The sequence below is a fragment of the Tropicibacter naphthalenivorans genome (genome assembly GCF_900176475.1).
Lineage (GTDB): Bacteria > Pseudomonadota > Alphaproteobacteria > Rhodobacterales > Rhodobacteraceae > Tropicibacter > Tropicibacter naphthalenivorans.
Map to the genome: position 1 here is coordinate 17546 of NZ_FWXX01000005.1, position 25909 is coordinate 43454.

21 protein-coding genes are annotated in these 25909 nt (G+C 64.3%); 13 read left to right on the forward strand and 8 right to left on the reverse strand.

From position 1 onward, the window contains the following. The first annotated feature begins 5 nt into the window (after positions 1-5). The 7 genes from B9A11_RS11755 to rarD all read left to right on the forward strand — a co-directional run bounded on the left by B9A11_RS11755 (position 6) and on the right by rarD (position 7520). Complete coding sequence (locus tag B9A11_RS11755; protein ID WP_058248242.1) at positions 6-1250, forward strand: sarcosine oxidase subunit beta family protein; 1245 nt, start codon at positions 6-8, stop codon at positions 1248-1250. A gap of 19 nt (positions 1251-1269) precedes the next feature. After that, positions 1270-1599, forward strand: a complete 330-nt coding sequence (locus B9A11_RS11760; protein WP_058248243.1) for a sarcosine oxidase subunit delta — start codon at positions 1270-1272, stop codon at positions 1597-1599. A 61-nt stretch (positions 1600-1660) separates the two neighbouring features. Further along, positions 1661-4678, forward strand: coding sequence for a sarcosine oxidase subunit alpha family protein (locus B9A11_RS11765; protein WP_058248244.1), 3018 nt, complete (start codon positions 1661-1663; stop codon positions 4676-4678). Beyond that, positions 4671-5243 (forward strand): sarcosine oxidase subunit gamma, encoded by a 573-nt coding sequence (locus B9A11_RS11770; protein ID WP_058248245.1) that lies wholly within the window; start codon positions 4671-4673, stop codon positions 5241-5243. The genes B9A11_RS11765 and B9A11_RS11770 overlap by 8 nt, the downstream gene beginning before the upstream one ends. A gap of 103 nt (positions 5244-5346) precedes the next feature. Further along, on the forward strand, positions 5347-5763 hold the full coding sequence (locus B9A11_RS11775) for a hypothetical protein (protein WP_058248246.1): 417 nt from the start codon (positions 5347-5349) through the stop codon (positions 5761-5763). A gap of 100 nt (positions 5764-5863) precedes the next feature. Continuing rightward, positions 5864-6463 carry a superoxide dismutase gene (locus B9A11_RS11780; protein WP_058248247.1) on the forward strand — a complete coding sequence of 200 codons (600 nt, stop codon included), beginning with the start codon at positions 5864-5866 and terminating at the stop codon, positions 6461-6463. Positions 6464-6581: 118 nt separating this feature from the next. Continuing rightward, a complete protein-coding gene (gene rarD, locus B9A11_RS11785) occupies positions 6582-7520 on the forward strand; it encodes an EamA family transporter RarD (RefSeq protein ID WP_234988817.1) in 939 nt (312 codons plus the stop codon). Here rarD and B9A11_RS11790 read toward each other — a convergent pair. Beyond that, a complete protein-coding gene (locus tag B9A11_RS11790) occupies positions 7463-8014 on the reverse strand; it encodes an LOG family protein (protein ID WP_058248249.1) in 552 nt (183 codons plus the stop codon). The two genes, rarD and B9A11_RS11790, sit on opposite strands and share 58 nt — an antisense overlap. A 121-nt stretch (positions 8015-8135) precedes the next feature. Between B9A11_RS11790 and B9A11_RS22095 the strand changes: the two genes are divergently transcribed. The 3 genes from B9A11_RS22095 to B9A11_RS11805 all read left to right on the forward strand — a co-directional run bounded on the left by B9A11_RS22095 (position 8136) and on the right by B9A11_RS11805 (position 13896). Beyond that, positions 8136-9578 (forward strand): LysM peptidoglycan-binding domain-containing protein, encoded by a 1443-nt coding sequence (locus B9A11_RS22095; protein WP_058248250.1) that lies wholly within the window; start codon positions 8136-8138, stop codon positions 9576-9578. Positions 9579-9701: 123 nt separating this feature from the next. After that, positions 9702-11513 carry an ABCB family ABC transporter ATP-binding protein/permease gene (locus tag B9A11_RS11800; RefSeq protein WP_058248251.1) on the forward strand — a complete coding sequence of 604 codons (1812 nt, stop codon included), beginning with the start codon at positions 9702-9704 and terminating at the stop codon, positions 11511-11513. 235 nt (positions 11514-11748) lie between these two features. Next, a complete protein-coding gene (locus B9A11_RS11805) occupies positions 11749-13896 on the forward strand; it encodes a malate synthase G (RefSeq protein WP_058248252.1) in 2148 nt (715 codons plus the stop codon). 209 nt (positions 13897-14105) lie between these two features. On the opposite strand, the gene B9A11_RS11810 is transcribed toward B9A11_RS11805, so the two are convergent. Next, on the reverse strand, positions 14106-14330 hold the full coding sequence (locus B9A11_RS11810) for a hypothetical protein (protein WP_143595869.1): 225 nt from the start codon (positions 14328-14330) through the stop codon (positions 14106-14108). A 209-nt stretch (positions 14331-14539) separates the two neighbouring features. Between B9A11_RS11810 and B9A11_RS11815 the strand changes: the two genes are divergently transcribed. Then, positions 14540-15316 (forward strand): gamma-glutamyl-gamma-aminobutyrate hydrolase family protein, encoded by a 777-nt coding sequence (locus tag B9A11_RS11815; protein ID WP_058248254.1) that lies wholly within the window; start codon positions 14540-14542, stop codon positions 15314-15316. Between the two features lie 103 nt (positions 15317-15419). Then, on the forward strand, positions 15420-15950 hold the full coding sequence (locus tag B9A11_RS11820) for a flavodoxin domain-containing protein (RefSeq protein WP_058248255.1): 531 nt from the start codon (positions 15420-15422) through the stop codon (positions 15948-15950). Here B9A11_RS11820 and B9A11_RS22460 read toward each other — a convergent pair. From B9A11_RS22460 to B9A11_RS11850, 6 genes are all read right to left on the reverse strand, one after another. Further along, positions 15947-18565, reverse strand: a complete 2619-nt coding sequence (locus B9A11_RS22460) for a Hint domain-containing protein (RefSeq protein ID WP_058248256.1) — start codon at positions 18563-18565, stop codon at positions 15947-15949. The genes B9A11_RS11820 and B9A11_RS22460 overlap by 4 nt on opposite strands. Before the next feature lie 329 nt (positions 18566-18894). After that, complete coding sequence (locus B9A11_RS11830; protein WP_058248257.1) at positions 18895-21117, reverse strand: xanthine dehydrogenase family protein molybdopterin-binding subunit; 2223 nt, start codon at positions 21115-21117, stop codon at positions 18895-18897. Positions 21118-21120: 3 nt separating this feature from the next. Beyond that, positions 21121-21576, reverse strand: coding sequence for a (2Fe-2S)-binding protein (locus B9A11_RS11835; protein WP_058248258.1), 456 nt, complete (start codon positions 21574-21576; stop codon positions 21121-21123). Between the two features lie 90 nt (positions 21577-21666). Further along, positions 21667-22497: a tryptophan 2,3-dioxygenase gene (locus tag B9A11_RS11840; protein ID WP_058248259.1), complete on the reverse strand. Its 831-nt coding sequence runs from the start codon at positions 22495-22497 to the stop codon at positions 21667-21669. Positions 22498-22638: 141 nt separating this feature from the next. After that, a complete protein-coding gene (gene kynU / locus B9A11_RS11845) occupies positions 22639-23832 on the reverse strand; it encodes a kynureninase (protein ID WP_058248260.1) in 1194 nt (397 codons plus the stop codon). Between the two features lie 112 nt (positions 23833-23944). Next, positions 23945-24694, reverse strand: coding sequence for an SDR family NAD(P)-dependent oxidoreductase (locus B9A11_RS11850; protein ID WP_058248261.1), 750 nt, complete (start codon positions 24692-24694; stop codon positions 23945-23947). Positions 24695-24806: 112 nt separating this feature from the next. On the opposite strand from B9A11_RS11850, the gene B9A11_RS11855 reads away from it, so the two are divergent. After that, on the forward strand, positions 24807-25760 hold the full coding sequence (locus B9A11_RS11855) for an MBL fold metallo-hydrolase (protein ID WP_058248262.1): 954 nt from the start codon (positions 24807-24809) through the stop codon (positions 25758-25760). The last annotated feature ends 149 nt before the right edge of the window (positions 25761-25909 follow it).

Here is a 25909-nt window from a genome sequence, read left to right on the forward strand (position 1 = left end):
CGCTCATGAAACGATATTCCGCCTTTGCCATCGCCCGCGAAGCCCTACGGGGCCACACCGGATGGGAACGGGCCTGGCGCAACGCGCAGCCCAAGAAACGCTATGACGTGGTGATCGTCGGGGCCGGGGGCCACGGGCTGGCCACGGCCTATTACCTTGGCAAGAACTTTGGCATCACCAATGTGGCGGTGATCGAAAAGGGTTGGCTGGGCGGCGGCAACACCGGGCGCAACACCACGATCATCCGCTCGAACTACCTGCAGGATCCGTCGGCGGCGATCTACGAAAAGGCCCGCGATCTGTACGAGACGATGTCGCAGGACCTGAACTACAACGTCATGTTCAGCCCGCGCGGCGTGATGATGCTGGCGCAGACCGAACACGAAGTCCGCGGCTACCAGCGCACGGCCCACGCCAACGCGCTGCAAGGCGTCAAGACAGAGTTCATCACCCCCGAGCGCGTCAAGGAAATCGTGCCGATCATGAACATCCACGGCCCGCGCTACCCCGTTCTGGGCGCGCTGTGGCAGGAACGCGCCGGCACCGCGCGCCACGACGCCGTGGCCTGGGGCTATGCGCGTGCGTGCTCTGACATGGGCATGGACATCATCCAAAAGTGCGAGGTCACCGGTGTCACCCGCGTTGCAGGCCGCGTCACCGGCGTCGACACCACCAAGGGCCACATCGCCTGTGACAAGCTGGGCATCGTCGTGGCGGGCCACTCGGGCCAACTGGCGGAAATGGCGGGCTTCAAACTGCCGGTCGAGGCGGCCCCGCTTCAGGCGCTGGTCTCTGAGCCGATCAAACCCTGCATGGACTGCGTGGTCATGGCGAACACCGTGCACGGCTATATGTCGCAGTCGGACAAGGGCGAAATGGTCATTGGCGGCGGCACCGACAGCTACAACGCCTACACGCAGCGCGGCTCTTTCCACCACGTCGAGGAAACCGTGCGCGCGCTGGTCGAAACCTTCCCGATGATCTCGCGCCTGAAAATGCTGCGCCAGTGGGGCGGTATCGTGGACATGACCGGCGACCGCTCGCCCATCCTGTCGAAAACCCCGGTGGAAAACGTCTTTATCAACTGCGGTTGGGGGACGGGCGGCTTCAAGGCGATCCCGGGCTCGGGCTGGGGCTTTGCCGAACTGATGGCCAAGGGCCACTCACCCCTGACCGAGGAATTCTCGCTCACCCGCTTCCGCGAAGGCCGGTTCATCGACGAATCCGTCGCCGCCGGCGTCGCCCACTAAGCCGCAAGGAGATACGGACATGCTAATCCTTGAATGCCCCTATTGCGGCGTCCACGCCGAAGAAACCGAACTGACCGCAGGCGGCGAAGCGCATCTCAAACGCTTTGGCCCCGGCTCCTCCGACGAAGAGTTCGAGGGCTACATGTTCGCCCGCGAAAACCCCAAGGGCGTGCACTTTGAACGCTGGCGCCACGCCAATGGCTGCGGCAAGTGGTTCCACGCGGCGCGCGACACCAACACCATGGAAGTCTTCGGCACCTACACCGCCCAGACCTCCACCCCGCCCGAGGACCTGCTAGAGACGATCCGCGCCAAGCGCCCCGGCTTCAAATGGAGAGACTTCTCCTGATGCTTCTTCTCTTTCCAAATATCCAATTCCACCCGCTTCCCACGCGCGAGGGCCTGACATCATGAGCACACGTCTCGCCAAGGGCGGTCGCCTCACCGACCGTTCGAAACAGATCGAATTCACCTTCAACGGCAAACGCCTGACCGGGGTCGCGGGCGATACGCTGGCCTCTGCGCTGCTGGCCAACGACCAGATGATGATGGGCCGCTCGTTCAAATACCACCGCCCGCGCGGTGTGGTCGCCTCTGGCGCCGAAGAGCCGAACGCTCTGGTCAACCTCGGCAAGGGCGACAAGCACGAGCCGAACCAGCGCGCCACCACCACCGAGCTTTTCGACGGTCTGACTGCCACCTCCCAGAACCACTGGCCGAACCTCGATTACGACATCGGTGCGGTGAACGGGCTGTTCGGGCGCTTTCTGACCGCCGGTTTCTACTACAAGATGTTCATCCACCCGCGTCCGTTCTGGAAGCACCTGTATGAACCCTTTATCCGCCAGTCCGCCGGTCTGGGCAAAGCCCCCGACGCAGAGGCGCGCGACCCCGACACCTATGAACACTTCTACGCTTTCTACGACGTGGTCGTGGTGGGCGGCGGCGTCGCGGGCCTGCAAGCGGCCAAGGCCGCAGGCGAAAGCGGTGCATCGGTCCTGCTGATGGAACAGACCCCGCATTGGGGTGGCCGCGCGCCCGTGGACGGCGGCACCATCGACGGCAAACCCGCCGAGGACTGGATCAACGACACGCTGCAAGCGCTTGAAAACATGCCCAATGTCACCATCCGCACCCGGATGATGGGCGCAGGGGTTTATGACCACGGCTATATGCTGGGCTACGAGCGTCTGACCGACCACGCGCCGCAGATGCCGGGGCCGCGTCACCGTCTGTGGAAGATCCGCACCAAGCAGATCATCACCGCCACCGGCGCGATCGAACGCCCGCTGAGCTTTGCAGGCAACGACATCCCCGGCGTGGTGCTGGCCTCTGCCGTGCGCGACTACGCGGTGAACTACGGCGTCTCCGTCGGCGATCGCACCGTGGTTGTAACCAACAACGACGACGCCTATCGCACTGCGATTGCTCTGAAAAACCTCGGCATGGACGTGCCCGCGATCATCGACGCGCGCCACACCGGCGGCGGCGCTCTGATGGCCGAGGCCAAGGCTCTGGGCATCCGGGTCGAAACTGGCCGCGGCGTGGCCAAGGTGCTTGGCGGCAAGCGCGTCAAGGGCGTGATGCTCTGCAACCAGCAGGGCGAAGGCGCGACCATCGAGGAAATCCCCTGCGAATGCGTCGCCATGTCCGGCGGCTGGTCCCCGGTGGTGCACCTGTGGTCGCATTGCGGCGGCAAGCTGACCTGGGACGAGGAACAGGCCTTCTTCCGCCCCGACGCCTCCCGCGCGCCCACCTCGCACGACGGCAAGCCCTTTGTCGCCGTGGCAGGCGCGGCCAACGGGTACTTGCAGTTGAACGACGTCATGCAAGACGCTGACGCCGTTGCGAAATCCGTGGCTTCTGCGGTTGGCTTCACCGCGACGGGCAGCGCCCCCACCGCCGAGGCACAGCCCGAGGCCGCCATGGAGCAAGTCTGGCTGATGCCGCAGGGCGCAAGCTATGATCTGCGTCTCAAGACCTGGCTGGACTACCAGAACGACGTCAAAGTCTCCGACGTGCAGCTCGCCGCCAAAGAGGGCTACGAGAGCGTCGAACACACCAAGCGCTACACCACGCTGGGCATGGCGACCGATCAGGGTAAGTTGAGCAACATCAACGGCTTGGCGACGCTTTCTAATGCTTTGAATGAAAGCATCCCGCAGGTCGGCACCACCACCTTCCGTCCGCCCTATACCCCCATCTCGATGGGGGCGATTGGCGGCGAGGCGCGCGGTGACATCTTTCAGCCGATCCGCAAGACCCCGATCCACGCGTGGCACGAAGCGCATGGCGCGGCGTGGGAGCCGGTCGGTCAATGGCGGCGTCCCTACTGCTATCCTAGGTCCGGCGAGTCCAAGCATGACGCGGTCACGCGTGAGGTGAACGCCACCCGCCAAAGCCTTGGTTTGCTTGACGCATCCACGCTGGGCAAGATCATCGTCAAAGGCCCTGACGCGGGCAAGTTCATGGACATGCTCTACACCAACATGATGAGCACCCTGAAGCCGGGCAAATGCCGCTATGGCCTGATGTGCTCGGAAAACGGGTTCCTGTCCGATGACGGTGTGGTCGCGCGTTTGGACGAGGACACCTTCCTGTGTCACACCACCACCGGCGGCGCGGATCGCATCCACGCCCACATGGAGGAATGGCTGCAAACTGAATGGTGGGATTGGCAGGTCTACACCGCTAACGTCACCGAGCAGTGGGCGCAATTCGCCGTGGTCGGCCCCAACGCCCGCAAGGTGCTGGAGAAGCTTGGCGGCATGGATCTGTCCAAGGAAAACCTCGCCTTCATGGAATGGAAAGACGGCGAGCTGGCCGGGACCCGCGCCCGCGTCTTCCGCATTTCGTTCTCGGGTGAGCTGTCGTTCGAGGTTGGCGTGCCTGCGAACCAGGGCCGCGATTTCTGGGACAAGCTGATCGAGGCCGGGGCAGAGTTCAACGTGACCCCCTATGGCACCGAGGCGTTGCACGTCATGCGCGCCGAAAAGGGCTTTATCATGATCGGGGACGAAACCGACGGCACCGTGATCCCGCAGGATCTGGGGCTGAACTGGGCGATCTCGAAAAAGAAAGAGGACTACATCGGCAAGCGCGCGCAACAGCGGAGCCACATGACCGATCCGTCGCGCTGGCAGCTGGTGGGCCTTGAAACCGAGGATGGCTCGGTTCTGCCCGATGGCGCCTATGCGGTCGCCAGCGGCCACAACGCCAACAAGCAGTGCAACACCCAAGGGCGCGTGACCTCGACCTATTATTCGCCGACCTTGAAAAAGGGCATCGCCATGGGCCTCGTGCTGAACGGTCCGGATCGCATGGGCGAGAGCATCCCGTTCATGTGCGCCGATGGCGAAACCATCGTTCGGGCGACCATCGTCAGCCCGGTGTTCTTTGACCCCGAAGGGGAGAAGCAGAATGTCTAAGCCTGTCCTGCCGCTTGGCGGCGCATCCTCCCAAGGCATCGTCACCGTGGCCGAACATGGCCCGGCGGGGATGATCACCCTGCGCGGCGATCTGTCGTCCGAAGCCTTGATCAAGGCCGTCACCGACCTGACCGGCGCTGCCATGCCCGGCCAGCGCGGGGCCAACACCAACGGCGACTACGGCCTCTTGTGGATGTCCCCGGACGAGCTGCTGATCCTGCTGCCTTATGCAGAGGCCGACGCCGCCGTGGCCACCTTGGACACCGCGCTGGCGGGGACGCATTTTCTGGCCGTCAACGTCTCGGACGCGCGGGCGCAGTTCATCCTCAAGGGCGCAGCCGTCCGCGAGGTGATCGCCAAGATCGCCCCGGTGGATCTGTCCCCCGCCGCCTTCGCCCCCGGCGAGGTGCGCCGCACCCGCTTTGCCCAGGTGGCTGCGGGCTTTTGGCTGGCGGACGCGGAAACGGCGCATGTCTTTTGCTTCCGCTCGGTGGCCGAATACATGTTCAACACCCTGCGCGCCGTGTCCGTGACCGGTTCCGAGGTGGGCGTGTTCACCGCCTAAGCCCCGGATTAAGCCACTGCCTAAACCACGGGCGCCACCCGCTTGGGTTGCGCCCGATTTGGCCCTGTCTCATAGTGGCGTCACTTAACGACAGGACACGGACATGTTGAAAACGCTTTCCCTCGCCGCCGGTCTGACGCTGGCGGCGATGCCCGTTTTTGCCGAAACGCTTGGCTACAACTGCATCATGAGCGGCGCGCGCGAGCTGGAGTGGATTTCCCCCACGATTTTCATCGCCCACGACACCGACACGGGCAAAGTCATCGTCTCGGACCCCGCGATCCTGGGCTTTAACAACGGCCAGCCGCTGGACGGCACCGTGACCAAGGACAACGCCAAGCGTCTGTCGGTCAAATGGAACCTCGAAATGCGCTCGGCGACCAACCAGCGGGTGATCATGCGCTACCGCGCCACCGTGACCAAGGCCGACCACCGCGTGACCGTCGTTGCCCAGCCGCAGGGTTATGGCAACATGTTCAACAAAGGTGGCACCTGCCAGGTCAATCGACTCAAGAAGTGACCACCGGGCCGGGAATTTTTTAACCCAAGCCTTGACCTTGCCCCATCGCCGCGACAGGTATTGCGGTAACAATTCGCCACATCACAAAAGAGGTGACACCATGGCTTTCGAACTTCCCGATCTTCCCTACGCACATGACGCGCTGGCCTCTATGGGCATGTCCCAGGAGACCATGGAATATCACCACGATATCCACCACAAAGCTTATGTCGACAACGGCAACAAGCTGATCGCCGGCACCGAGTGGGAAGGCAAATCCGTCGAAGAGATCGTCAAAGGCACCTACCAGGCCGGCGCGGTTGCCCAGAACGGCATCTTCAACAACGCTTCGCAGCACTGGAACCACACCCAGTTCTGGGAAATGATGGGCCCCGGCGGCAAGACCATGCCGTCCGAGCTGGAAGCCGCCATCAAGGAATCCTTCGGCACCGTTGACAAGTTCAAGGAAGACTTCGCCGCCGCGGGCGCGGGCCAGTTCGGTTCGGGCTGGGCATGGCTGGTCAAGGACACCGACGGCGGCCTCAAAGTCACCAAGACCGAGAACGGCGTGAACCCGCTGTGCTTTGGCCAGACCGCGCTGCTGGGCTGTGACGTGTGGGAGCACTCCTACTACATCGACTTCCGCAACAAGCGTCCGGCGTATCTTGCGAACTTCCTCGACAACCTGGTGAACTGGGAAAACGTGGCCTCGCGCCTGTAATTTCCATCCATCGGATGTGATCAAAGCCGGGGCGTGCAGGAATGTGCGTCCCGGTTTTTCGTTTGCGCTGTCGCTTTTGCGATTGCACATCGGCGGGCGGGGGCGCAGCAATAGCGCTATGAGCCACCCCACCAATCAAGCCAGACAAGGCATCCTCCTGATGATCGGCGCTTGTTCGATCTGGGGGCTGTCGCCGCTTTACTACAAACTGCTAACCCATGTGCCTCCGCTAGAGCTGATGGCGCATCGCACCGTTTGGTCGACGGTGGTTTTCGCGGGCGTGCTGGCGCTGCAAGGGGACTTGCGCGCGCTCAGGGGGGCGGTGGCATCGCCCCGCGTCTTTGCCACGGTGGTCTTTGCGGCGCTGATGGTGGGCTGCAACTGGTTCCTGTTCATCTGGTCGGTGATCGCGGGCCGGGTGACGGAAACCTCGCTGGGCTATTACATCTTTCCGCTGATCGCCGTGCTGCTGGGCGTCGTTGTCCTGCGCGAACGGCTGAGCCTATGGCAATGGGGCGCGGTGAGCCTTGCGGCGGCGGGGGTGCTGACGCTGTCCATCGGCCTTGGCATTCTGCCGTGGATCTCGCTGGTGCTGTCCACGACCTTTGGCCTCTATGGTCTGGTGAAAAAGCGCCTGCCCATGGGCCCGGTCGCCTCTGTCACCGCCGAGGCGGGTTTGCTTGCTGTGCCCGCGGCCCTTTGGCTGATCCACGTCGGCCCGGGCGGGGCAGGGATCGCCGACCTGTATACCCTCGGGTTGCTCATCTTCTCTGGCATCATCACCGCGCTGCCGCTTGTGCTGTTCACCGCCGCCGCGCAGCGGGTCAACATGGCCACCGTGGGCCTGCTGCAATACCTCAACCCGACGCTGCAATTCCTTTGCGCCGTGGTGATCTTTGGCGAAGCCTTCACGCCCGTGCACGCCATCGCCTTTGGCCTGATCTGGGCGGGGCTGGCGCTCTATTCCGCCAGCAGCCTCTCTCAGGCCAAAAGCCTCGCTCAGGAAAGAGCGCGGCGCAAAATGGCGCAGACCTCGGACGCATCGCTGCCGTATTGAACGTAGTCCAGCAGCGACGCATCGGCAAAGCCGTGATCGCTGACGTGATCCAAGAGCGCCCGCAGCGGTCCCCAAAAACCTTGGACATCCATCACCACGATCGGCTTGTCGTGCAGGCCCAGCTGCCGCCACGTGAGCACCTCAAAGAACTCGTCCAAGGTGCCGGGGCCGCCGGGCATCACCACGATGGCGTCGGCGTTCATCACCATGACCTTCTTGCGCTCGTGCATGGTCTCGGTGACGATAAAGCTGGTCAGATCGGTCTTGCCGACCTCGCGGCGCAAGAGGTGCTCGGGGATGACGCCAAAGGTCTCGCCGCCCGCGTCCTGCGTGGCGCAGGCCACCGTGCCCATCAGGCCCACGTCCCCCGCGCCATAGACCAAGCGCCAGCCGTGCTCTGCAATGGCGCGACCCAGGGCGGTGGCTTGCTCGGTATAGGCGGGCTGGGTGCCAAAGCGTGAGCCACAATAGACACAGATGGACTTGATCGACATGGGTGGGGCCTTCTGGGGGATGGTAAACGTAACTTTAGGCTTGTTAGCGTAACGGGGATAGGCGCACAATTGCGCACCTTGCGGCTGGGGGGCTGCGAGGGGAGGACGGAAAAAGGCTGCCATGAGCACGAAAGCAATGATTTCTTCGCTGGCTGTTGCTGGCACCGCGGGCGTGGTGGCGCTGGCGGTGGCACAGGGCTGGATCACGTTGGGCACCGATGGCGCGCCGCTGGCCGATGCGCCCAAAGCGCCAGAGCCTGCGCCCTTGGTGGCGGCTGCGCCTGCGCCGCAGGTCGCGCCCGAAGTCACACCCGTGCCCGCACCGCCCGCCGTGGCCCCGGTGCTAGATGCGCCTTTGGACATGGACGCGGGCCCCGCCGACCCAGAGACCGCGCCCGAAGTCGCAGTTCCGCCCGACGTCGCAGAGGACGCCGCCCCCGAAGTCCCAAGCTTTGACATCGTCCGCGCCGAAGCGGATGGCAACACGCTGGTCGCTGGCCAAGGCGCGCCCGGCGCCGTGTTAGAGGTCATCGTCAACGGTGCCGCCGTGGCGGAAACCGTGGTGGACAGCGCCGGGCAGTTCGTGGCCTTTGTCGACCTGTCGGACCAGACGGACGGCGCGTCGGTGACCTTGCGCGCCACCCAAGACGGGGCCGAGGTGCTGTCGGACAGCGAAGTCCTGATCGCCCCGATGCCCGCGCCCGAACCCGATCAACTGGCGGCCCTGTCGCCGGTTGAAACGCCCGACATGGTCTTGGAAAGCGCCCCCGCCGCGCCGCCCCCCCCCGAGGCAGCCCTGCAAGGGGCTGAAGAGGGCGCCGCCGCGCCGATGCCCGAAGTGACCGCCGAGGCCGCCTTGCCAGAGGCGGACGAGGTCGCCGTTGCCCCCGCGCCTTTGCCCGAGGTGACCGCCGAGGCCCCAGAGGCTCCCGCAGCGGTGGCCCCAACCGGGGCCGCGGGCGTGGCGACCTCGGACGATCCGCAAATCCTCGCGCGGGCCGAACCTGCCGCCGCACAAGCCCCGGCCAGCGCCGCCGCGCCGACGGTCTTGCTTAATGGCCCCGACGGGATTGAAGTCTTGCAGACCGCGCCGCTGGCCCCCGGCGAAGTCGCCCTTGATTCCATCAGCTATGATGCGCGCGGCGAGGTGCTTCTGTCCGGGCGCGGGGGCGAAGCGGGCTTTGTACGCGTGTACCTAGACAACCGCCCAGTGACCACCTCGCGCATCCGCGACGACGGGCGCTGGCGTCTTGAATTGCCGCAGGTGGACACCGGCACCTACACCCTGCGCGTTGACCAGATCGACGAGGCGGGGCAGGTGGTCGCCCGCGTCGAAAGCCCGTTCCTGCGCGAAAGCGCCGAGGTCCTTGAGGCCGCGCAGATCGACGGGCCGATCACCTCGATCACCGTGCAGCCGGGCCATACCCTGTGGGGGATTTCGCGTGACCGCTATGGCGACGGTCTGGATTATGTCCGCGTCTTCAACGCCAACCGCGACCGCATCCGCGACCCCGATCTGATCTATCCGGGCCAGATCTTTGATTTGCCGGAACGGGGGGAGTAGGCCCTTGGGGGCGGCGCGTGGGGCGCGGTTCGGATTTGGATATTTGAAAAGAGAAGAAGCAGGGGTTCTGGTCTTTCCGAGGGGCAGGGCGTAAGTCAGAGAGGCTGACTTTAGGAGAGCCTCATGCCGCCAGACACGTCTGCCGAGATCGCCGCCGAGGAACGCCGTTCGGGCTTGCGCACCATTCGCCGGGTGGGGCCGTACCTGTGGCCCGAGGGCAAACTGTGGGTCAAGCAGCGGGTGGTGATTGCCATGGCGCTCTTGGTCTTTGCCAAGCTGATCGCGATTGGCACGCCGTATCTGTACAAGCTGGCGGTGGACACGCTGTCGGGCGAGGTGTCGGAGCTGATGCTGGGCGCGGTTGGCCTGACCGTGGCCTATGGCATGGCGCGGCTGATGACGGTGGCCTTTCAACAGCTGCGGGACGCGATCTTTGCCAAGGTGGGGCAGCGGGCCTTGCGGACGCTGGCGCTTGAGACGTTTTCGCATATTCACCGCCTGTCCATGCGCTATCACATCACCCGCAAGACTGGCGGCCTGAGCCGCATCATCGAACGTGGGGTCAAGGGGGTAGACTTCCTCTTGCGGTTCATGCTGTTCAGCGTTGGGCCCTTGGCGCTGGAACTGCTTCTTGTCTCTATCGCTTTGTTTTTCCTCTTGGATGTCTGGTACATGCTGGTCGTCATGGTGGTCATCACCCTTTACGTCTGGTTCACCTTCGCGGTGACCGAATGGCGCGTCAAACTGCGCCGCGAGATGAACAAGCAGGACACCGACGCCAACCAAAAGGCCATCGACAGCCTGCTGAACTTTGAAACCGTCAAGTACTTTGGGGCCGAGGCGCGCGAGGCGCAGCGCTATGACGGGGCCATGCGGCATTACGAAAGCGCGGCGATCAAGACGGCGACCTCGCTGGCGATGCTGAACGCGGGCCAAAGCGCGATCATCACCACGGGCCTTGTGTCGGTGATGGTGATGGCGGCGTTTGGCGTGCAGAATGGCGATCTGACCGTGGGCGATTTCGTCATGGTCAACGCCTACATGATCCAGATCACCATGCCGCTGAACTTTCTCGGGACGGTGTACCGCGAGATCCGCCAGAGCCTTGTGGACATGGGCGAGATGTTCGACCTGCTCGAACAACCGACCGAGGTGGCGGACAAGCCCGGCGCGCCGGACATCAAGGTCAGCGGTGGCGCGGTGGCCTTGCGCGATGTGGCCTTTGGCTATGACCCGTCGCGGCCGATCCTGAAAGGCGTGTCGGTGAATGTCGGCGCGGGCGAGAATGTCGCGCTGGTCGGCCCGTCTGGGTCGGGCAAGTCGACCATCGGGCGGCTCTTGTTCCGCTTTTATGACGTGCAGGGCGGGGCGGTGCAGATCGACGGGCAGGACGTGCGTGACGTCACCCAAGACAGCCTGCACGCGGCGATTGGCGTGGTGCCGCAGGACACCGTCCTGTTCAACGACACCATCCGTTACAACATCGGCTATGGCCGGGATGGCGCCACCGAAGCAGAGATCATCGCCGCCGCCAAGTCCGCGCAGATCCACGACTTTATCACCTCCTTGCCCGAAGGCTACGACACCCAGGTGGGCGAGCGGGGCCTGAAGCTGTCGGGCGGCGAAAAACAGCGGGTGGGCATTGCGCGCACCCTGCTCAAGAACCCGCCGATCCTGCTGCTGGACGAGGCGACCAGCGCATTGGACACTGAAACCGAGGCGTCCATCCAAGAGGCGCTGCGCCGCGCCGGCGAAGGGCGCACCGTCATCACCATCGCGCACCGGCTGTCGACCATCGCCGACGCCGACCGCATCGTGGTGCTGCAAAACGGCGAAGTGGTCGAGGAAGGCACTCATGACGCGCTGCTGGCGCGCGGGGGGCGCTATGCGGCGCTTTGGGCGCGTCAGCAGGCCGAAGAAGAGGACGCTGCCTAATTCTTGGGCGTGAGCTTTGTGTTTCGGCACAAGCATCTTCTGTGAAAACTTGATAATACCGGGCGATTGTCTGGGGTAGGGTGCAGATCGAACGGTCTGCACCTTTATTTTTGCCTTTATGGCGGAAAAGGCGAGGATTGGTCAGAAAACCTTACCGCACATGTTGCCGATCGGAAACTTGCGGCGTATCTGGAAACAAGGCACTAGGGCCGCAGGCTAAACAGGAGACAGCGCAATGGGTAATCGGATGGACCGCAGCGGGATGCAGGTGGATGCTCTGCTGGTGGATTTCGTCGAGCAGCAGGCGCTGCCCGGCACCGGGATCGAGGCCGCTGTCTTTTGGGATCGGCTCAGCCAAATGGCGCATGAGTTCGGCCCGCGCAACGCGGCGCTGCTGGAAAAGCGCGAGAGCCTTCAGGCGCAGATCGACGACTGGCACAAGGCGCGCAAGGGCCAGCCGCACGACCACACCGCCTATAAGGCGTTCCTGACCGAGATCGGCTATCTGGTGCCCGAGGGCGGGGATTTCCAGATCGAGACCGCCAATGTGGACCCCGAGTTTACCTCGGTGCCCGGTCCGCAGCTGGTGGTGCCGATCACCAACGCGCGTTACGCGCTGAACGCCGCCAATGCCCGCTGGGGCAGCCTGTACGATGGTCTGTACGGCACCGACGCCATGGGCTCGCTGCCGCCGGCTGGGGGCTTTGAGCGCGGGCGCGGCGCGCGGGTTGTGGCGCGGGCGCGGGTGTTTCTGGACGAAGCCTTCCCGGTCGAGGGGCTGAGCCATTCTGACGCCACGCGCTACCACGTCGAGGATGGCGCGCTGCTGGTGAACGACAAGCCCCTGATCGCGCCAGAGAAATTCGTGGGCTACAAGGGCCACCCCAAGGCCCCGGACGCGGTGCTGCTGCGCAACAACGGCCTGCACGTGGAGCTGGTCTTTGACCGCACGCACAACATCGGCGCGCGCGATCAGGCGGGGCTGGCGGATGTGCGTTTGGAAAGCGCCGTATCGGCGATCATGGACTGCGAGGACTCGGTCGCTTGTGTCGATGGCGAGGAAAAGGTGCAGGCCTATGCCAACTGGCTGGGGCTGATGAAGGGCGATCTGTCTGAGACCTTTGAAAAGCGCGGTCAGACGCTGACGCGCGCGCTGAACGGTGATCTGGACTATGTCGCGCCGGACGGCTCGGCGCTGTCGGTCAAGGGACGCGCCTTGATGCTGGTGCGCAACGTCGGCCACCTGATGACCAACCCGGCGATCTTGTTGAAGGACGGCTCGGAGATTTTCGAAGGCCTGATGGACGCGATGATCACCGTCTTGATCGCCAAGCACGATCTGTCCAAGACCGGCGGCCTGCGCAACTCGCACACCGGCAGCGTCTACGTGGTCAAACCCAAGATGCACGGCCCCGAGGAGGTTGCCTTTGCCGATGAGATTTTCTCTTTTGTTGAGAAAGCCTTGGGCCTGCCGCAGTATACGGTCAAGCTGGGCATCATGGACGAGGAACGCCGCACGAGCGTCAACCTCAAGGAGTGCATCCGCGCCGCCAAGAACCGTGTGGCCTTTATCAACACCGGCTTCCTCGACCGCACGGGCGATGAGATCCACACCTCGATGGAGGCGGGGCCGTTCAGCCGCAAGGATTTCATCAAGCGCAAGGCGTGGATCACTGCCTATGAGGCGCTGAACGTGGATATCGGGCTGGAATGCGGGCTGTCGGGCCGCGCGCAGATCGGCAAGGGCATGTGGGCCATGCCCGACAAGATGGCCGCGATGCTGGACGCCAAGATCGACCACCCGCGGTCCGGCGCGAACTGCGCTTGGGTGCCATCGCCGACCGCCGCGACCCTGCACGCGCTGCACTACCACCGGGTGGATGTGTTTGGCGTTCAGAAAGGTCTGCTCAAGGGCGGGCGGCGCGCGCATGTGGACCAGATTTTGGACATCCCGCTGGCGACTTACCGCAAATGGACGCCCGCGCAGATCACGGCCGAGGTCGAGAACAACGCGCAAGGGATCCTTGGCTACGTGGTGCGCTGGATCGATCAGGGCGTGGGCTGTTCCAAGGTGCCGGACATTCACGACGTGGGCCTGATGGAAGACCGCGCAACCTGCCGGATTTCCTCGCAGCACATCGCGAATTGGCTGCATCATGGCGTGGTCAGCCGCGACGAGGTGATGGAGATCATGCAGCGCATGGCCGAGGTGGTGGACCGTCAGAATGCGGGCGACGCGGGCTATACGCCGATGGCGCCGGGCTTTGACGGGATCGCGTTCAAGGCGGCCTGTGAGCTGGTGTTCGAAGGACGGGTGCAGCCCTCGGGCTATACCGAGCCGGTGCTGCATCGCCGCCGTTTGGAGTTGAAGGCGCAGGGGTAATCCAGCGGGCGACGCACAATGTGCGTCGGCAGGGTTAGCGCCGCGCCTTTGGCGCGTCGCCAGAGGGGGGCCGGTCCTGATGGACCGGCCCCCCTTTGCACACCGATAGGCCTGTTCAAATGTCAGACATTTAAATGTCTGACAAATTAACGAAAGGTGAAGGCGCGCCCCAAGCGGCGCATCCCGGCCTCGCTTTCAGTGCCAGAGTGTCAGTCGCAGACCACCGGTGCCCAGGCGGTGTTGGGCACGCAATACAAAACGCCCCGGTCGCTGGCGACGGTGGTGTTCTTGGGGCAGGTGACCTTGATCGGGGTGTACTGGCTGTAGGTGTAGGGGCCGATCACATGCGGCTCTGGTCCGTCATGGGCCACCGCGCCGCTAGCCGCAAAAGTGCCAAGGGTCAAAGCGGCCGAAGCCATTGCAAATCTAATCATCGTTTCTCTCCAATACTCGCAACTGCGGCGCGCTGAAATCCGCGCGCCGACGGGAGCAGCCTACACGCTTTTGCCCATGCGTCAAAATCCGACGGGTTTGCTGGCGAAAACGGCATATCTGCATCAGCGCAAAGCGCCTCTGCGCCCGTTCACCTTTTCGGCAGCAAAGATGTGCATTACATAGAAGTCACAACAACCGGAGCATCCACATGGCCCGCCCGATTATCGGCATTATCGGCAACCAGCATTTGATCAACGACCAGTACCCCGCGCACGCCGGTGGGTCGATGAATTCCGAAGCGATTGCAACGGTTTCGGACTGTATGCCGCTGCTGATCCCCGCCGATCCGCGTTACCTGTCGGTCGAGGAATTGCTGGAGACCTGCGACGGCTTTTTGCTGACCGGCGGGCGGCCCAACGTCCATCCCGAAGAGTATGGCGAGGACTGGACAGAGGCGCATGGCGACTATGACCGGGCGCGCGATGCCATCGTCTTGCCGCTGGTGCGCGCCTGCGTCGAGCGGGGGCAGCCGTTCTTTGGCATTTGCCGCGGGTTCCAAGAGGTGAACGTGGCCATGGGCGGCACGCTTTACCCCGAGATTCGCGACCTGCCGGGGCGTGACAACCACCGGATGCCTCCCGATGGCACGCTGGAGGAAAAATTCGCCCTGCGCCATGTGGTGTCGCTGAGCGAGGGCGGGGTCTTTGCCCAGTTGTTCGGCGCAACCGAGGTGCTGACCAACACGCTGCACGGGCAGGGGATCAAGGACCCCGGTCCGCGTGTGATCATCGAAGGCCACGCGCCCGATGGCACCCCCGAGGCGATCCACATCAAGGATGCGCCCGGATTTACCCTGTCTGTTCAATGGCATCCCGAGTGGGACGCGGCCAATGACCCGGTGTCGCGCCCGCTGTTCCAGGCCTTTGGCAAGGCGGCGCATGACTGGCACGGGGCCAAGCAAAAGGGCTTGTTGCGCTCGGCCTGAGCGAGCTGAGCGACCAGGGTGACCTGAGCAAAATCCTGATCCAGGTTAAGGCGGTGCCCCCGCCGTGGTGCCAGACTTGGCACGCAACAAAAGGGGGCACGCCATGCGCATTCTCATCGCTTACACCACGACCGAAGGGCAGACCCGCAAGATCGCGCGCTTTGCCGCCGATCATCTGACAGGCCGGGGCCATTCGGTGGAGCTGTTGCACGCGTCAGATGGCGAGGGGATCGAGGCGGCGCGCTTTGACGCGGTGATCCTGGCCGGGTCAATCCATCTGGGGCGCGTGCAGGGCGAACTGGTGGATTTTGCCCGCGAGACCAAGGGCTTGAGCGCGTTGAAGTCGCTGTACCTACAGGTGTCTCTGGCGGCGGCGGATGATGACCCGGACGGCTGGGAAGAGCTGCGCGCCATCGCGGGCCGCATGACAAACAGCTTTGGCTGGCAGCCGCAGCGGGTGGAACACATCGCCGGGGCGTTCAAATTCACCGAGTATGATTTCTTTAAGGCGTGGATGATGCGGCGGATCGCCAAGCAGCGGGATGAGACGCTGACGCCGGGGCAGGACCGCGAGTACACCGATTGGGAGGCGCTGGCGGCGATGCTGGACAATTGGGCGCGAGAGGCGGGTTAAGCCGCCATCGGGATCGCCTCGGCCATCTGCGCCATAAGCATCTGGGTTTCATGCTTTTTCAGGCACAGGCGCGCGGTGTCGCCAAAAACGGTCGGGTCGTCCGCCAGATGCGGGCAGGTTTCAAACAGGTCGGCGCGGGCGGTGGCGCTGAGGCTGCGCAGCGCTTCGGTGCCGACGAAGAAACTCTCGGTGGCCATGCCTTCTGCAAAGATCACCTGATGGCGGTCCAGCAGCAGGTGGATGTAGGTGACCAGCTGGCCTTCTTCGCGGATAATGTCGTAGCCGTTGACCATGTGGGTCGCGTGGGCAAAGACCTCTGCCTCGCCGAACATCAGCTCGGTCTGGTAGCCGTCCAGAACCATGCGGTGCTGGGGCGAGACGAGCAGGTCACGCTGACCGCCGGGCAGGGCGCCGCGACGGATGCGGATGGGGGCGCTTTTGCCGCGCGCCAGCACCGTGCGCTCGCCCTTCCAGCGCAGCGGCTGGGGGCCGTCGTCGCGGGTCATGATGAGGTCCCCGGGGCGCAGGTCTTCGATCGGGCGATAGCCGGTGTCGGTCAGGATGCGCGTGCCGGGGGTAAAGCAGATCACCCCGTCGATGTTGCTAAAGTTCACCACGGTGCCGTCGAACAGCGTGATCGAGCCGGTCAGCTCGCCGTTGTTCTCTGTGTAGGTCAGGGTGGTCCGGTCGCCGAGGCCGTTGAGGTCAAGCGTATCGCCCGAGGTCTGCGACAGGGTGCTGCCCTCGATGGTGATGGTGCCCGGGCCTTCGGCCAGATCGACCAGGGTGATGACGTCGTCGCCGTCGCCGCCGTTGATCGTATCGCCTGCGGAGGCGTAGATCGTGTCGTTGCCCGCGCCGCCCACAAGGCTGTCCGGACCCGTGCCGCCCACCAGAATGTCGTCGCCCGCGCCGCCTTCTAGGGTGTCACTGCCGGTGCCGCCGTCGATGGAATCGTTGCCGTCCCCGCCCAGCAGAGTGTCGTTGCCGTCGTCGCCCTGGATCGTGTCGTCGCCGACGCCGCCTTCGACGTAGTCATTGCCCCAACCGGCGATGATCGAGTCGTTGCCTTCCTCGCCGTACAGGCTGTCGTCGCCGCCCATGCCGTCGATGGTGTCATCGCCCAGCCCGCCGTAGATATCGTTGGTCCAGTCGGGGCCTTGCGCGTCATAGCCAGTGAGCGAGTCGTTGTAGTCCGAGCCGATGATGCCATCGAGCCCGCCGCCGTTGACATCGCCCGTGGCGTCGCCGCCGCTGAAGGTGCCGTTGGACAGGTTGACGGTGACGCCCGCGTCCGAGCCCGCGTAAGACGCGTAATCCATCCCGCTGTCACCGCGCAGCGTGTCCGCGCCCGCGCCGCCTTCGAGCGTGTCATCGCCGCCGTTGCCGTCGAGGATGTCGTCGCCGCTGCCGCCGTTCAGGCTGTCCGCACCGTCGCCGCCGAGCAGCGTGTCATTGCCCGCCTCGCCAAAGATCGTGTCGTCACCTGCGCCGCCCAGCAGGCTGTCGTCGCCAAAGGCGATGGGTGTCGCCTCGAACGCCACATCGGTGATCCAGATGCCTTGGGTGTTCGCTTGCAGGTTGGCGTAGATGATCTCGATGCTGGACACCGGGCCTGCGATTTGCACAAGGACAGAGCCGTCGGCATCGTTGGTGGCGTTTTCCACCTCGTTGGCGGTGATGGTGTTGCCGCTGACGGTGTCGCCGCCCGCCGGGGTCAGGGTGACGGTGACGGGGTTGCCGTCTGCGTCATAGGCGTTGACGGTGACAAGGTCGGTGTGGTTGCCCGCGCCCCAGTCGATGTCGTTGATGCGGAAGTTGACGTTGGTGACCTCATCCGCCACGTCGCTGCCCGCCGAGGCGGCAAAGCTCAGCGTCGCGGTGGAGGTGTCGCCCGCGCCCTGACCATAAAGGAACAGGGACGAGTTGGGGTTATACCCGCCCGCGGCGTAGTTGGCGGTGGCGGTGTCCACTTCGGCGGTCGAGGCGTCGGTGCCGTCAGCCGGGTTCCCATCGTCGGTAAATCCAAAGGTGACGTCGATCGCGCCGGTGTCTTGGGTAAAGCCCCCCGCGAGGTTCGCGTTGTCTGGGCCTTGCAGGTTCCAGTTCAGGTCGCCCGCGATGGGGGCGGGGTCGTAATTGCCGTAGTCGCCATAGATCAGGTCGTTGCCGTCGCCGCCGTCGACCGTGTCGCTGCCTTCGCCTGCGGTGACCGTGTCGTCGCCGCCGCCTGCGCGGATGTTGTCCGCCCCGGTGCCGTCGACGGTGTCGTTGGTGTTGTCCACGTAGCCGGGGTTGATGACGTCCGCGCCTGCGGTGCCATCGACAAAGCCATCGGGCGGCACGGCGTAGGCAGGCGCGCTGATGACCGTGGCGCTGGTGAGCGTGTCCACCGTGCCGAAATCCGGCACGAAGTAGACGTTGCCATCGGTGCCCAGCTGGTAGCTGCCCGGCTCTTGTTCGTTGGTAAAGGTTTGGCCGGACCACGTGCCGGACCATTCCCAAGTGCCGTTGCCAAGGACTTGCTGCGTGTCGAAAAAGATAACGCCGCCAGAGATGACATCATTGGGATCGAGATTGCCGTCCCCCAATGTGACGAGATAACCGTTGGGCATATCTGTCTCTCCTGTCTTCCCCTTGGCCCTGCCGTTTTCGGTCTGTTGGGCGTGCTGCTCGAATGGCCGTTTGGGCCGTTTCCAATATGGCTACAGTGCGAGCGGGGCGGAGATCGGGAACAATTAAGGCAGAATTGAGGTAAATTACCCCGTTTGGAAACGGTGGCATTTGCCGCACGAAACCGGGCGTTTCAGGTATAAAGCTTTGAATATAAGGGGTTTAAGGCGCGATTTTGGGCCTTGAACGCAGCGGGGCCGCGTTTTGGCTTTGTGGATAAAGCGCAAAAGCGGCCCCGGATTGTGCACAGTTCGTCTGTTTCGCGATTCGCTTAAATGGCGAAGGTAAAGACCTTATTCAGCGGCAACTCGCGAACGCGTTGTCCCGTCAGGTCGAACAATGCGTTGGCCAGCGCCGGGGCGGCGGGGGGCGTGGCGACCTCGCCGATGCCGCCGATGCGCTCTTGGTTTTCGAGGATCGTCACCTGCGTGTTGGGCATTTGCGACATGCGCAAAGGCTCATAGTCGGGGAAGTTCAGCTGCTCGACCGCGCCGTTCGCAAAGGTGATCTCTTCGCCCATGGCGGCGGACAGGCCATAGACCATGGCCCCGGTCAGCTGCGCCTCGATATTGCCGGGGTCCAGCGCGACGCCGGGGTCGGCGGCGATCCACGCGTTGGTCAGGCGGATGGCCCCGTCCTGATCCTGCACCTCGATCACCATGGCGACCGGCGTGCCAAAGGCATAGGTCAGCGCAAGGCCACGGCCCACGCCTTCGGGCGTTTCGCCGGTCCAATTGCACATGTCGCGCACCGCTTCGAGACAGTAAAAGGCCGGCAGCCATTCGTCGCGGGTCAGGTCCAGCCGCATCTGCATGGGGTCGGCCCCGGCGGCGTGCGCCAGTTCGTCCATAAAGCTTTCGTGGAAGAAGCCGTTAAAGCTGGTCCCGACCGCGCGCCAGAACCCGACGGGCGGCGTGACAGAGGTGGCAAAGCCGGTCACGCAGTAGTTCGGTACGCCGTAGGGCTGGTTGAAACTGCCGTCGACGATGGCGCGGTCGGGGCCACCGGGGGCGGTGCCCATCCAGCGTTCCAAGGCCTGCGCAGACACCGCGGGAGAGGCGATTTGCGCGTCGATGGACACCGGTTTGCCGTTCTCCACCGCGCCGCTGAACCGCCCAATGGCGGCGGGGCGGTAGAAGTCGTGGGTCATGTCCTCTTCGCGCGACCAGACCACGTTGATGGGGGTGCCGGGCATGGCCTTGGCGACCTTGGTGGCGATCACGGCGTAGTCAAACTCGCCCCGGCGGCCAAAGCCCCCGCCCATGAGGGTGACGTTTACCTCGACGTCGGCCTCGTCGATGCCCGCCACGTCGGCGCAGGCGGTGCGCAGGAAGGTCGGGCCTTGGTTCCCCGTCCAGATTCGCAGTTTTGTCCCATCGAACCAAGCGGTTGTGGACATCGGCTCCATCGTGGCGTGGGCGAGGAAGGGCGCGCGGTATTCGGCGTGAACGGTGTTCTGAACCTTGTTCACATCGCCGTCGTCCCGCATCTGGCTGTCTTGTTCGCCCAGAAAGCTGTCCTCGATGGCTTTGAACATCTCGGCGGTGGTGGCGGGGTGGGTGGACTCTTCCCATTCGACGGGGATGGATTCCAGCACCTTCATGGCGGTCCATGTGTTGTTGGCGATCACCGCCAGACCGTCGCCCAGATCCACGACCTTGTCGACACCGGGGGCGCGGCGCGCCTCAAAATCGTCATAGCTGCGCATCCCGGCGCGGGTCGGCGCGCGGCGCACGGCGGCGAATTTCATCCCCGGCAGGCGGGTGTCGATGGCGAATTGCGCGGTGCCGGTGGATTTGCCGGGAATATCAAAGCGCGGCTGGGTCTGGCCAAGGATCGTCCACTCGGACCGGTCGCGCAGGTGGATTTTACCCGGCTTTTCATTCACCGCTTCGGCGGCGAGGTCGGTATAGGCGATTTCCGTGCCATCGGGGGCGATGACCATCCCGGCCTTGGTGGTCAGATCGCGCGCGGGCACGTCCAGACGTTTGGCGGCGGCGGATTTGAGCATTTCGCGGGCGGCGGCGCCGGTGTGGCGCATCCGTTCAAAACCGTCCTTCATGGCGGTGGAGCCGCCGGTGACTTGCAGGGAAAAGACCTTGCCCAGTTGGCCCATGACTTCGCCCAGCGAATGTTCAAAGGCGGAGGCGTCATAGCCCTTGTTCGGCAGTGCCTCGGACATGAGGGCGCTGTTGAAATAGGCCTGCGCCGGGGGGCCGTGCAGGATGGTGACCTGATCCAGCGTGACGTCCAGTTCTTCGGCAATCAGGGCGGCCCAGGTGGTCTGGGTGCCCTGGCCCATTTCAGCGCGGGGGGCGATCAGGGTGATGCCGTCACCGTTGATGACGACAAAGGCGTTCAGCGCGCCGTCCTGAGGGTTCAAGGGATTGGGCGCGGGTTTGGTGACGACATAGGTGCCAAAAGCGGCCCCGCCGACCACGGCCACGGCGCCGAAAAGGAAGGTGCGGCGGGCGATTTTACCGATGCTTGCCATGGATCAGGCCCCCTTTGCGGCGGATTTGATGGCGGCGCGGATGCGCGGGTAGGTGCCGCAGCGGCACAGGTTGCCGGACATGGCGGCGTCGATCTGCGCGTCCGTGGGGTCGGGGGCCTCGGCCAGAAGGGCGGCGGCCTGCATGATCTGACCCGACTGGCAGTAGCCGCATTGCGCCACCTGGTGGTCGATCCACGCCTTTTGCAACCGGTGCAGGGCGTCCGGGGTGCCGAGACCTTCGATGGTGGTAACCTCGCCGTCCACATCCTCGATCGCCACTTGGCAGGAGCGCACCGCTTGGCCGTCGATCTGCACGGTGCAGGCCCCGCAAGAAGCGACGCCGCAGCCGTATTTGGTGCCGGTCAGGTTCAGCGCATCGCGCAACGCCCAGAGCAGCGGCACGTCGCCGGGCAGGTCAATGTCATGGGTTTGGCCATTCACGGTGAGGGTGGTGGGCATAGAGGACTCCGGAAGGTGACGGATCAGCGTTTCTTCCTATTGTGGCACGTTGGGCGGCGGGGGCAAGGCCGCGCCGCCCTTGGCGCGGCGTCAAAGCGCGGTGCGCAGGTGCCACAGGTCGGGGAAAAGCTCTGTTTCGAGCATCCGTTTGAGGTAGGGCGCGCCGCCGGTGCCGCCGGTGCCGCGTTTGAGGCCGATGACCCGTTCGACGGTGGTCAGGTGGTTAAAGCGCCAACGGCGGAAGTAGTCTTCGAGGTCGACGAGCTTTTCGGCCAGCTCGTAAAGGTCCCAGTAGCGGGCGGGGTCCTCGTAGACCTTGCGCCATGCGTCTTGGAGCTGTTGGTCCGGGGCGTGCGGTTCGGCGCGGTTTCTGGCTGGGATTTGGACGCCTGTGGCGGCAGAGAGGCGCTGGCAGGCGACATCGTAGAGCGAGGGCTGCGTGAGTTCGTGTTCTAGTTGCTGGGCCAGGTCGGGGCGGTGCGCGTGGGGGCGGATCATCGCGGCGTTGCGGTTGCCGAGGGTGAATTCGATCATCCGGTATTGAAAGCTCTGGAAGCCCGAGGATTGCCCCAGCGCGTCGCGAAAGGCGGTGTAATCCGACGGCGTCATGGTGCGCAGCACGTCCCACGCGCCGTTGAGTTGTTCAAAAATGCGGGCGACGCGAGAGAGGCCTTTGAACGCCTGGCGGGCGTCGGGGGATTGCAGGAGCGTGCGGGCTTTGCCGAGTTCGTGCAGGGCGAGTTTCATCCAGAGTTCCGAGGTTTGGTGCTGGATGATGAACAGCAGCTCGTCCTCGGCGGCGCTGAGCGGGTGCTGGGCGCTGAGGATCGGGTCGAGGTGCAGGTAGTCCGTGTAGGACATGTCCTGCGCAAAGGACATCTGCGCGCCTTCGGTTTCGGGGTTGTAGGGTTTGTGGGTCATGTGGGTTTGTCCAGGCGGGCCGGTTTGAACCGGGAATGTTTGTAGGGGAGCGTCACACCGAAGATGTGCACTTTGAGAGGAGGGGGGCTTTGCCCCCCGCCCGGAGGGCTCCCCCCAGGATATTTTTAAAGAGAAGAAAGCTTAGGTGACGGCTTTGCGGGCTTGGAACTCTGGCGTGTCCCACAGGCGTTGGTCGAGGATTGTCGCCAGTGTTGTGGCGGCGTGGTCGACGTCTGCGTCGGTGGTGTAGAGCGGGGTGAAGCCAAAGCGCAGGATGTCGGGGGCGCGGAAGTCGCCGATGACGCGCTGTGCGATGAGCGCCTGCATGATCGCGTAGCCCTGCGGGTGGCGGAAGGAGACCTGGCTGCCGCGCTGGGCGTGCTCGCGCGGGGTCGCGAGGGTGAGGTCTGGGCAGGTGCTTTCGACGGCTGCAATGAAGCGGTCGGTGAGTTCTAGGGACCGGGCGCGCAGGGCCTCCATGTCGACGGTGTCCCAGATGTCGAGCGCCGCGTCCAGCGCCGCCATTTGCAGCACCGGCGGGGTGCCGACGCGCATCCGGGTGACGCCGGGGGCGGGGCGGTAGGCCTGGTCAAAGTCGAAAGGCGCGTCGTGACCCAGCCAGCCTGCCAGCGCCGGTTCGGCATGATCGGCATGGCGCGGGGCGACGTAGATAAAGGCGGGCGCGCCGGGGCCGGCGTTGAGGTATTTATAGGTGCAGCCCACGGCGAAGTCGGCGCCCCCTGCGGCCACATCGGGGGCAAAGGCCCCGGCGGAGTGGGCGAGGTCCCAGATCGCGAGCGCGCCGTTTGCGTGGGCCTTGGCGGTGAGGCTTGGCATGTCGTGGCGGCGGCCGGTGCGGTAGTCGACCTCTGTGATGAGTGTCACGGCGATCTCATCGGTGATGTTGGTCTCGACCTCTTCGGGGGCGACGACGCGCAGTTCGTAGTCCTGGCCGAGCAGCTGGACCAGCCCTTGGGCCATGTAGAGGTCCGAGGGGAAGTTGCCGCTGTCGGAGAGGATGACCTTGCGGGTCGGGTTCAGTTTCAGCGCGGCGGCGAGCGCCTGAAAGACCTTGATCGACAGGGTATCGCCGATGACCGTTTGGCCTGCCTCGGCCCCGATCAGGCGGCCAATGCGGTCGCCCAAGTGCCCCGGCAGGGCCATCCAGTCGCAGGCGTTCCATGCGCCGATCAGGTGGTGGCCCCATTCCTCGGTCAGCATTTTCTGCATCCGGGCGGGGGTGGCCTTGGGCAGTGGCCCAAGCGAGTTGCCGTCGAGGTAGGTCACCCCCTTTGGCAGATCAAAGAGGTCGCGGGTTTTGCTAAAGTCAGTCATTTCAGTGTCCTATGCGCGCGTGGGGTTGGGCCCCGCCGCAGAGGGACGGGGTTACATCAATCCAAAGCGCCCGCGCGTCGGCGGATCGGGGCGGCGGCAGGTGTAACGCATCTCAGACTTCTCCTCCGGCGATCTGTAGCGCCTGACCGTTCAGACTTCCAGAGTTTTCACCGCACAGGAACAGCGCGGCCTCGGCGACTTCGGCGGGGGTGATGAGGCGGCCATGGGGGTTGACGCCAACCATGAGATCGCGGGCGGCGTCTTTGTCCATGCCGGTGCGGGCCATGATGCTATCGACGTTGCGGCTGACGATGTCGGTGTCGACATAGGCGGGGCAGAGCGCGTTGAAGGTGTAGGGCTTGGTGGCATAATCGGCGGCGAGCGCGCGGATAAGCCCCAACAGCGCGTGCTTTGACGCGGTGTAGGTGGGCGCGCCTTTCAGGCCCTTGACCCCGGCGATGGAGCTGACGGCGATGACCCGGCCCCAGTCGGTGGTGGTCATGGATTTGAGCGACTCGCGGATCGTCAAAAAGGCCCCGTCGAGGTTGGTCGCCATCATGTTGCGCCAGAACGCGAGGTCGGTTTTCAGGATCGCGCGGCCTTCGGCGATGCCTGCGTTGGGCACGCAGATCTGGATGGGGCCGCGGGCGGCGACGGCGCTGGCGATGCCTTGGGTGACGGAATCCTCAGACTGGACGTCCATCTCCAACGGGTGGATGTGGGCCGCCTCGGCCTCTTGCAGTTTCGACAGGCGGCGGCCGGTGATGGTGACGGTTGCGCCCTGTGCCGCCAGTGCCTGCGCGATGGCGAGGCCGATCCCGGTGCCGCCGCCGGTGACCAGCGCGTGTTTGCCGTTGAGCATGGTATCCTCCCTGTTTTGGGGCAGCGTAGCGGGCGGGGCCTGTCGCGCAAGGGTTCTTGCGTATGGAATTCACGTATGCGAATGTGTGCGCGTATATAAGGGGAGGATCACCATGGTACGGACGGCAATTGTGGCGCTGCTGGGCAGTTTGGCCTGTGGCATGGCTGTGGCCAGCGAAGACATCGCGGATCAGTATCCGCAGTCCGAGCTGTATTCGAAGCCAGTGGAGTGGCTGCCGGGCGTCTATAGCGCGATCGGGGCGACCGCGCCGCCGACCTATGAGAACTCTGGCCACAACAACAACCTGTCGTTCATCGTCACGGGGGACGGGGTGATCGTGGTGAACGGCGGGGCCTCGGCGCGGCTGGCGCAGGCCTTGCACGAAGAGATCAAGGCGGTGACCGATCAGCCGGTGCGTCTGGTGATCAACGAGAACGGGCAGGGGCACGCGGCGCTGGGCAACTCGTACTGGGCCGATCAGGGTGTGGATATCCTCGCCCATGCGGACGCCATCGAGGTGCTGGAGCAAGACGGCGATTTCATCCTGATGGGGATGCAGCGCTATAATCGTGACAAGGCCGAGGGGACGCGGATGGTGATCCCCAACCTGTCCTTTGACGATACATACGTGGTCGAGATGGGCGATCTGACGGTCGAGGTGCTGCACCTTGGCCCGGCGCATGATCCCGGGGATGTGCAGGTGTGGATCCCGTCCAAAAGCGTTGTGATCGCGGGGGACATTGCCTTTCACGAACGGATGCCGCCGATCTTTGAAGGCACCTGCACCTCCTGCTGGATCGAGACCTTCGAAGGCCCGTTCACCGATCTGGGCGCGACTTACGTGGTGCCGGGGCATGGCCATCCGACCTCGATGGAGATGGTGACGCGCGAGACAGTGGGCTACCTGCACGACCTGAGGGCCAAGATCGGCGCGCATATCGACGAGGGCGGCGATCTGGGCAGTGCCTATTACGTGGACCAGTCGGCCTGGGCCTATCTGGATACCTTCGAGGAGTTGGCGACCAAGAACGCCGGCAGGGTGTTTGAGGAGATGGAGTGGGAATAACGAGGCGAAGGCCTCGTTATTCCGGCGGCAAGGTCATGTTTGCGTAGCAAACGTGACAGCCGCACAGTGAGGGCCTTCACGCAACGCCCGGCGGCAAGGTCATGTTTGCGCACCAAACAAAAAAACGAGGCCGCCCATCAGGGCGGACG

Excerpts from the sequence above, each read along its gene's own strand:
- B9A11_RS11755 (WP_058248242.1), top strand. The coding sequence starts at position 6 with ATGAAACGATATTCCGCCTTTGCCATCGCCCGCGAAGCCCTACGGGGC.
- B9A11_RS11760 (WP_058248243.1), top strand. The coding sequence starts at position 1,270 with ATGCTAATCCTTGAATGCCCCTATTGCGGCGTCCACGCCGAAGAAACC.
- B9A11_RS11765 (WP_058248244.1), top strand. The coding sequence starts at position 1,661 with ATGAGCACACGTCTCGCCAAGGGCGGTCGCCTCACCGACCGTTCGAAA.
- B9A11_RS11770 (WP_058248245.1), top strand. The coding sequence starts at position 4,671 with ATGTCTAAGCCTGTCCTGCCGCTTGGCGGCGCATCCTCCCAAGGCATC.
- B9A11_RS11775 (WP_058248246.1), top strand. The coding sequence starts at position 5,347 with ATGTTGAAAACGCTTTCCCTCGCCGCCGGTCTGACGCTGGCGGCGATG.
- B9A11_RS11780 (WP_058248247.1), top strand. The coding sequence starts at position 5,864 with ATGGCTTTCGAACTTCCCGATCTTCCCTACGCACATGACGCGCTGGCC.
- rarD (WP_234988817.1), top strand. The coding sequence starts at position 6,582 with ATGAGCCACCCCACCAATCAAGCCAGACAAGGCATCCTCCTGATGATC.
- B9A11_RS11790 (WP_058248249.1), bottom strand. The coding sequence starts at position 8,014 with ATGTCGATCAAGTCCATCTGTGTCTATTGTGGCTCACGCTTTGGCACC.
- B9A11_RS22095 (WP_058248250.1), top strand. The coding sequence starts at position 8,136 with ATGAGCACGAAAGCAATGATTTCTTCGCTGGCTGTTGCTGGCACCGCG.
- B9A11_RS11800 (WP_058248251.1), top strand. The coding sequence starts at position 9,702 with ATGCCGCCAGACACGTCTGCCGAGATCGCCGCCGAGGAACGCCGTTCG.
- B9A11_RS11805 (WP_058248252.1), top strand. The coding sequence starts at position 11,749 with ATGGGTAATCGGATGGACCGCAGCGGGATGCAGGTGGATGCTCTGCTG.
- B9A11_RS11810 (WP_143595869.1), bottom strand. The coding sequence starts at position 14,330 with ATGATTAGATTTGCAATGGCTTCGGCCGCTTTGACCCTTGGCACTTTT.
- B9A11_RS11815 (WP_058248254.1), top strand. The coding sequence starts at position 14,540 with ATGGCCCGCCCGATTATCGGCATTATCGGCAACCAGCATTTGATCAAC.
- B9A11_RS11820 (WP_058248255.1), top strand. The coding sequence starts at position 15,420 with ATGCGCATTCTCATCGCTTACACCACGACCGAAGGGCAGACCCGCAAG.
- B9A11_RS22460 (WP_058248256.1), bottom strand. The coding sequence starts at position 18,565 with ATGCCCAACGGTTATCTCGTCACATTGGGGGACGGCAATCTCGATCCC.
- B9A11_RS11830 (WP_058248257.1), bottom strand. The coding sequence starts at position 21,117 with ATGGCAAGCATCGGTAAAATCGCCCGCCGCACCTTCCTTTTCGGCGCC.
- B9A11_RS11835 (WP_058248258.1), bottom strand. The coding sequence starts at position 21,576 with ATGCCCACCACCCTCACCGTGAATGGCCAAACCCATGACATTGACCTG.
- B9A11_RS11840 (WP_058248259.1), bottom strand. The coding sequence starts at position 22,497 with ATGACCCACAAACCCTACAACCCCGAAACCGAAGGCGCGCAGATGTCC.
- kynU (WP_058248260.1), bottom strand. The coding sequence starts at position 23,832 with ATGACTGACTTTAGCAAAACCCGCGACCTCTTTGATCTGCCAAAGGGG.
- B9A11_RS11850 (WP_058248261.1), bottom strand. The coding sequence starts at position 24,694 with ATGCTCAACGGCAAACACGCGCTGGTCACCGGCGGCGGCACCGGGATC.
- B9A11_RS11855 (WP_058248262.1), top strand. The coding sequence starts at position 24,807 with ATGGTACGGACGGCAATTGTGGCGCTGCTGGGCAGTTTGGCCTGTGGC.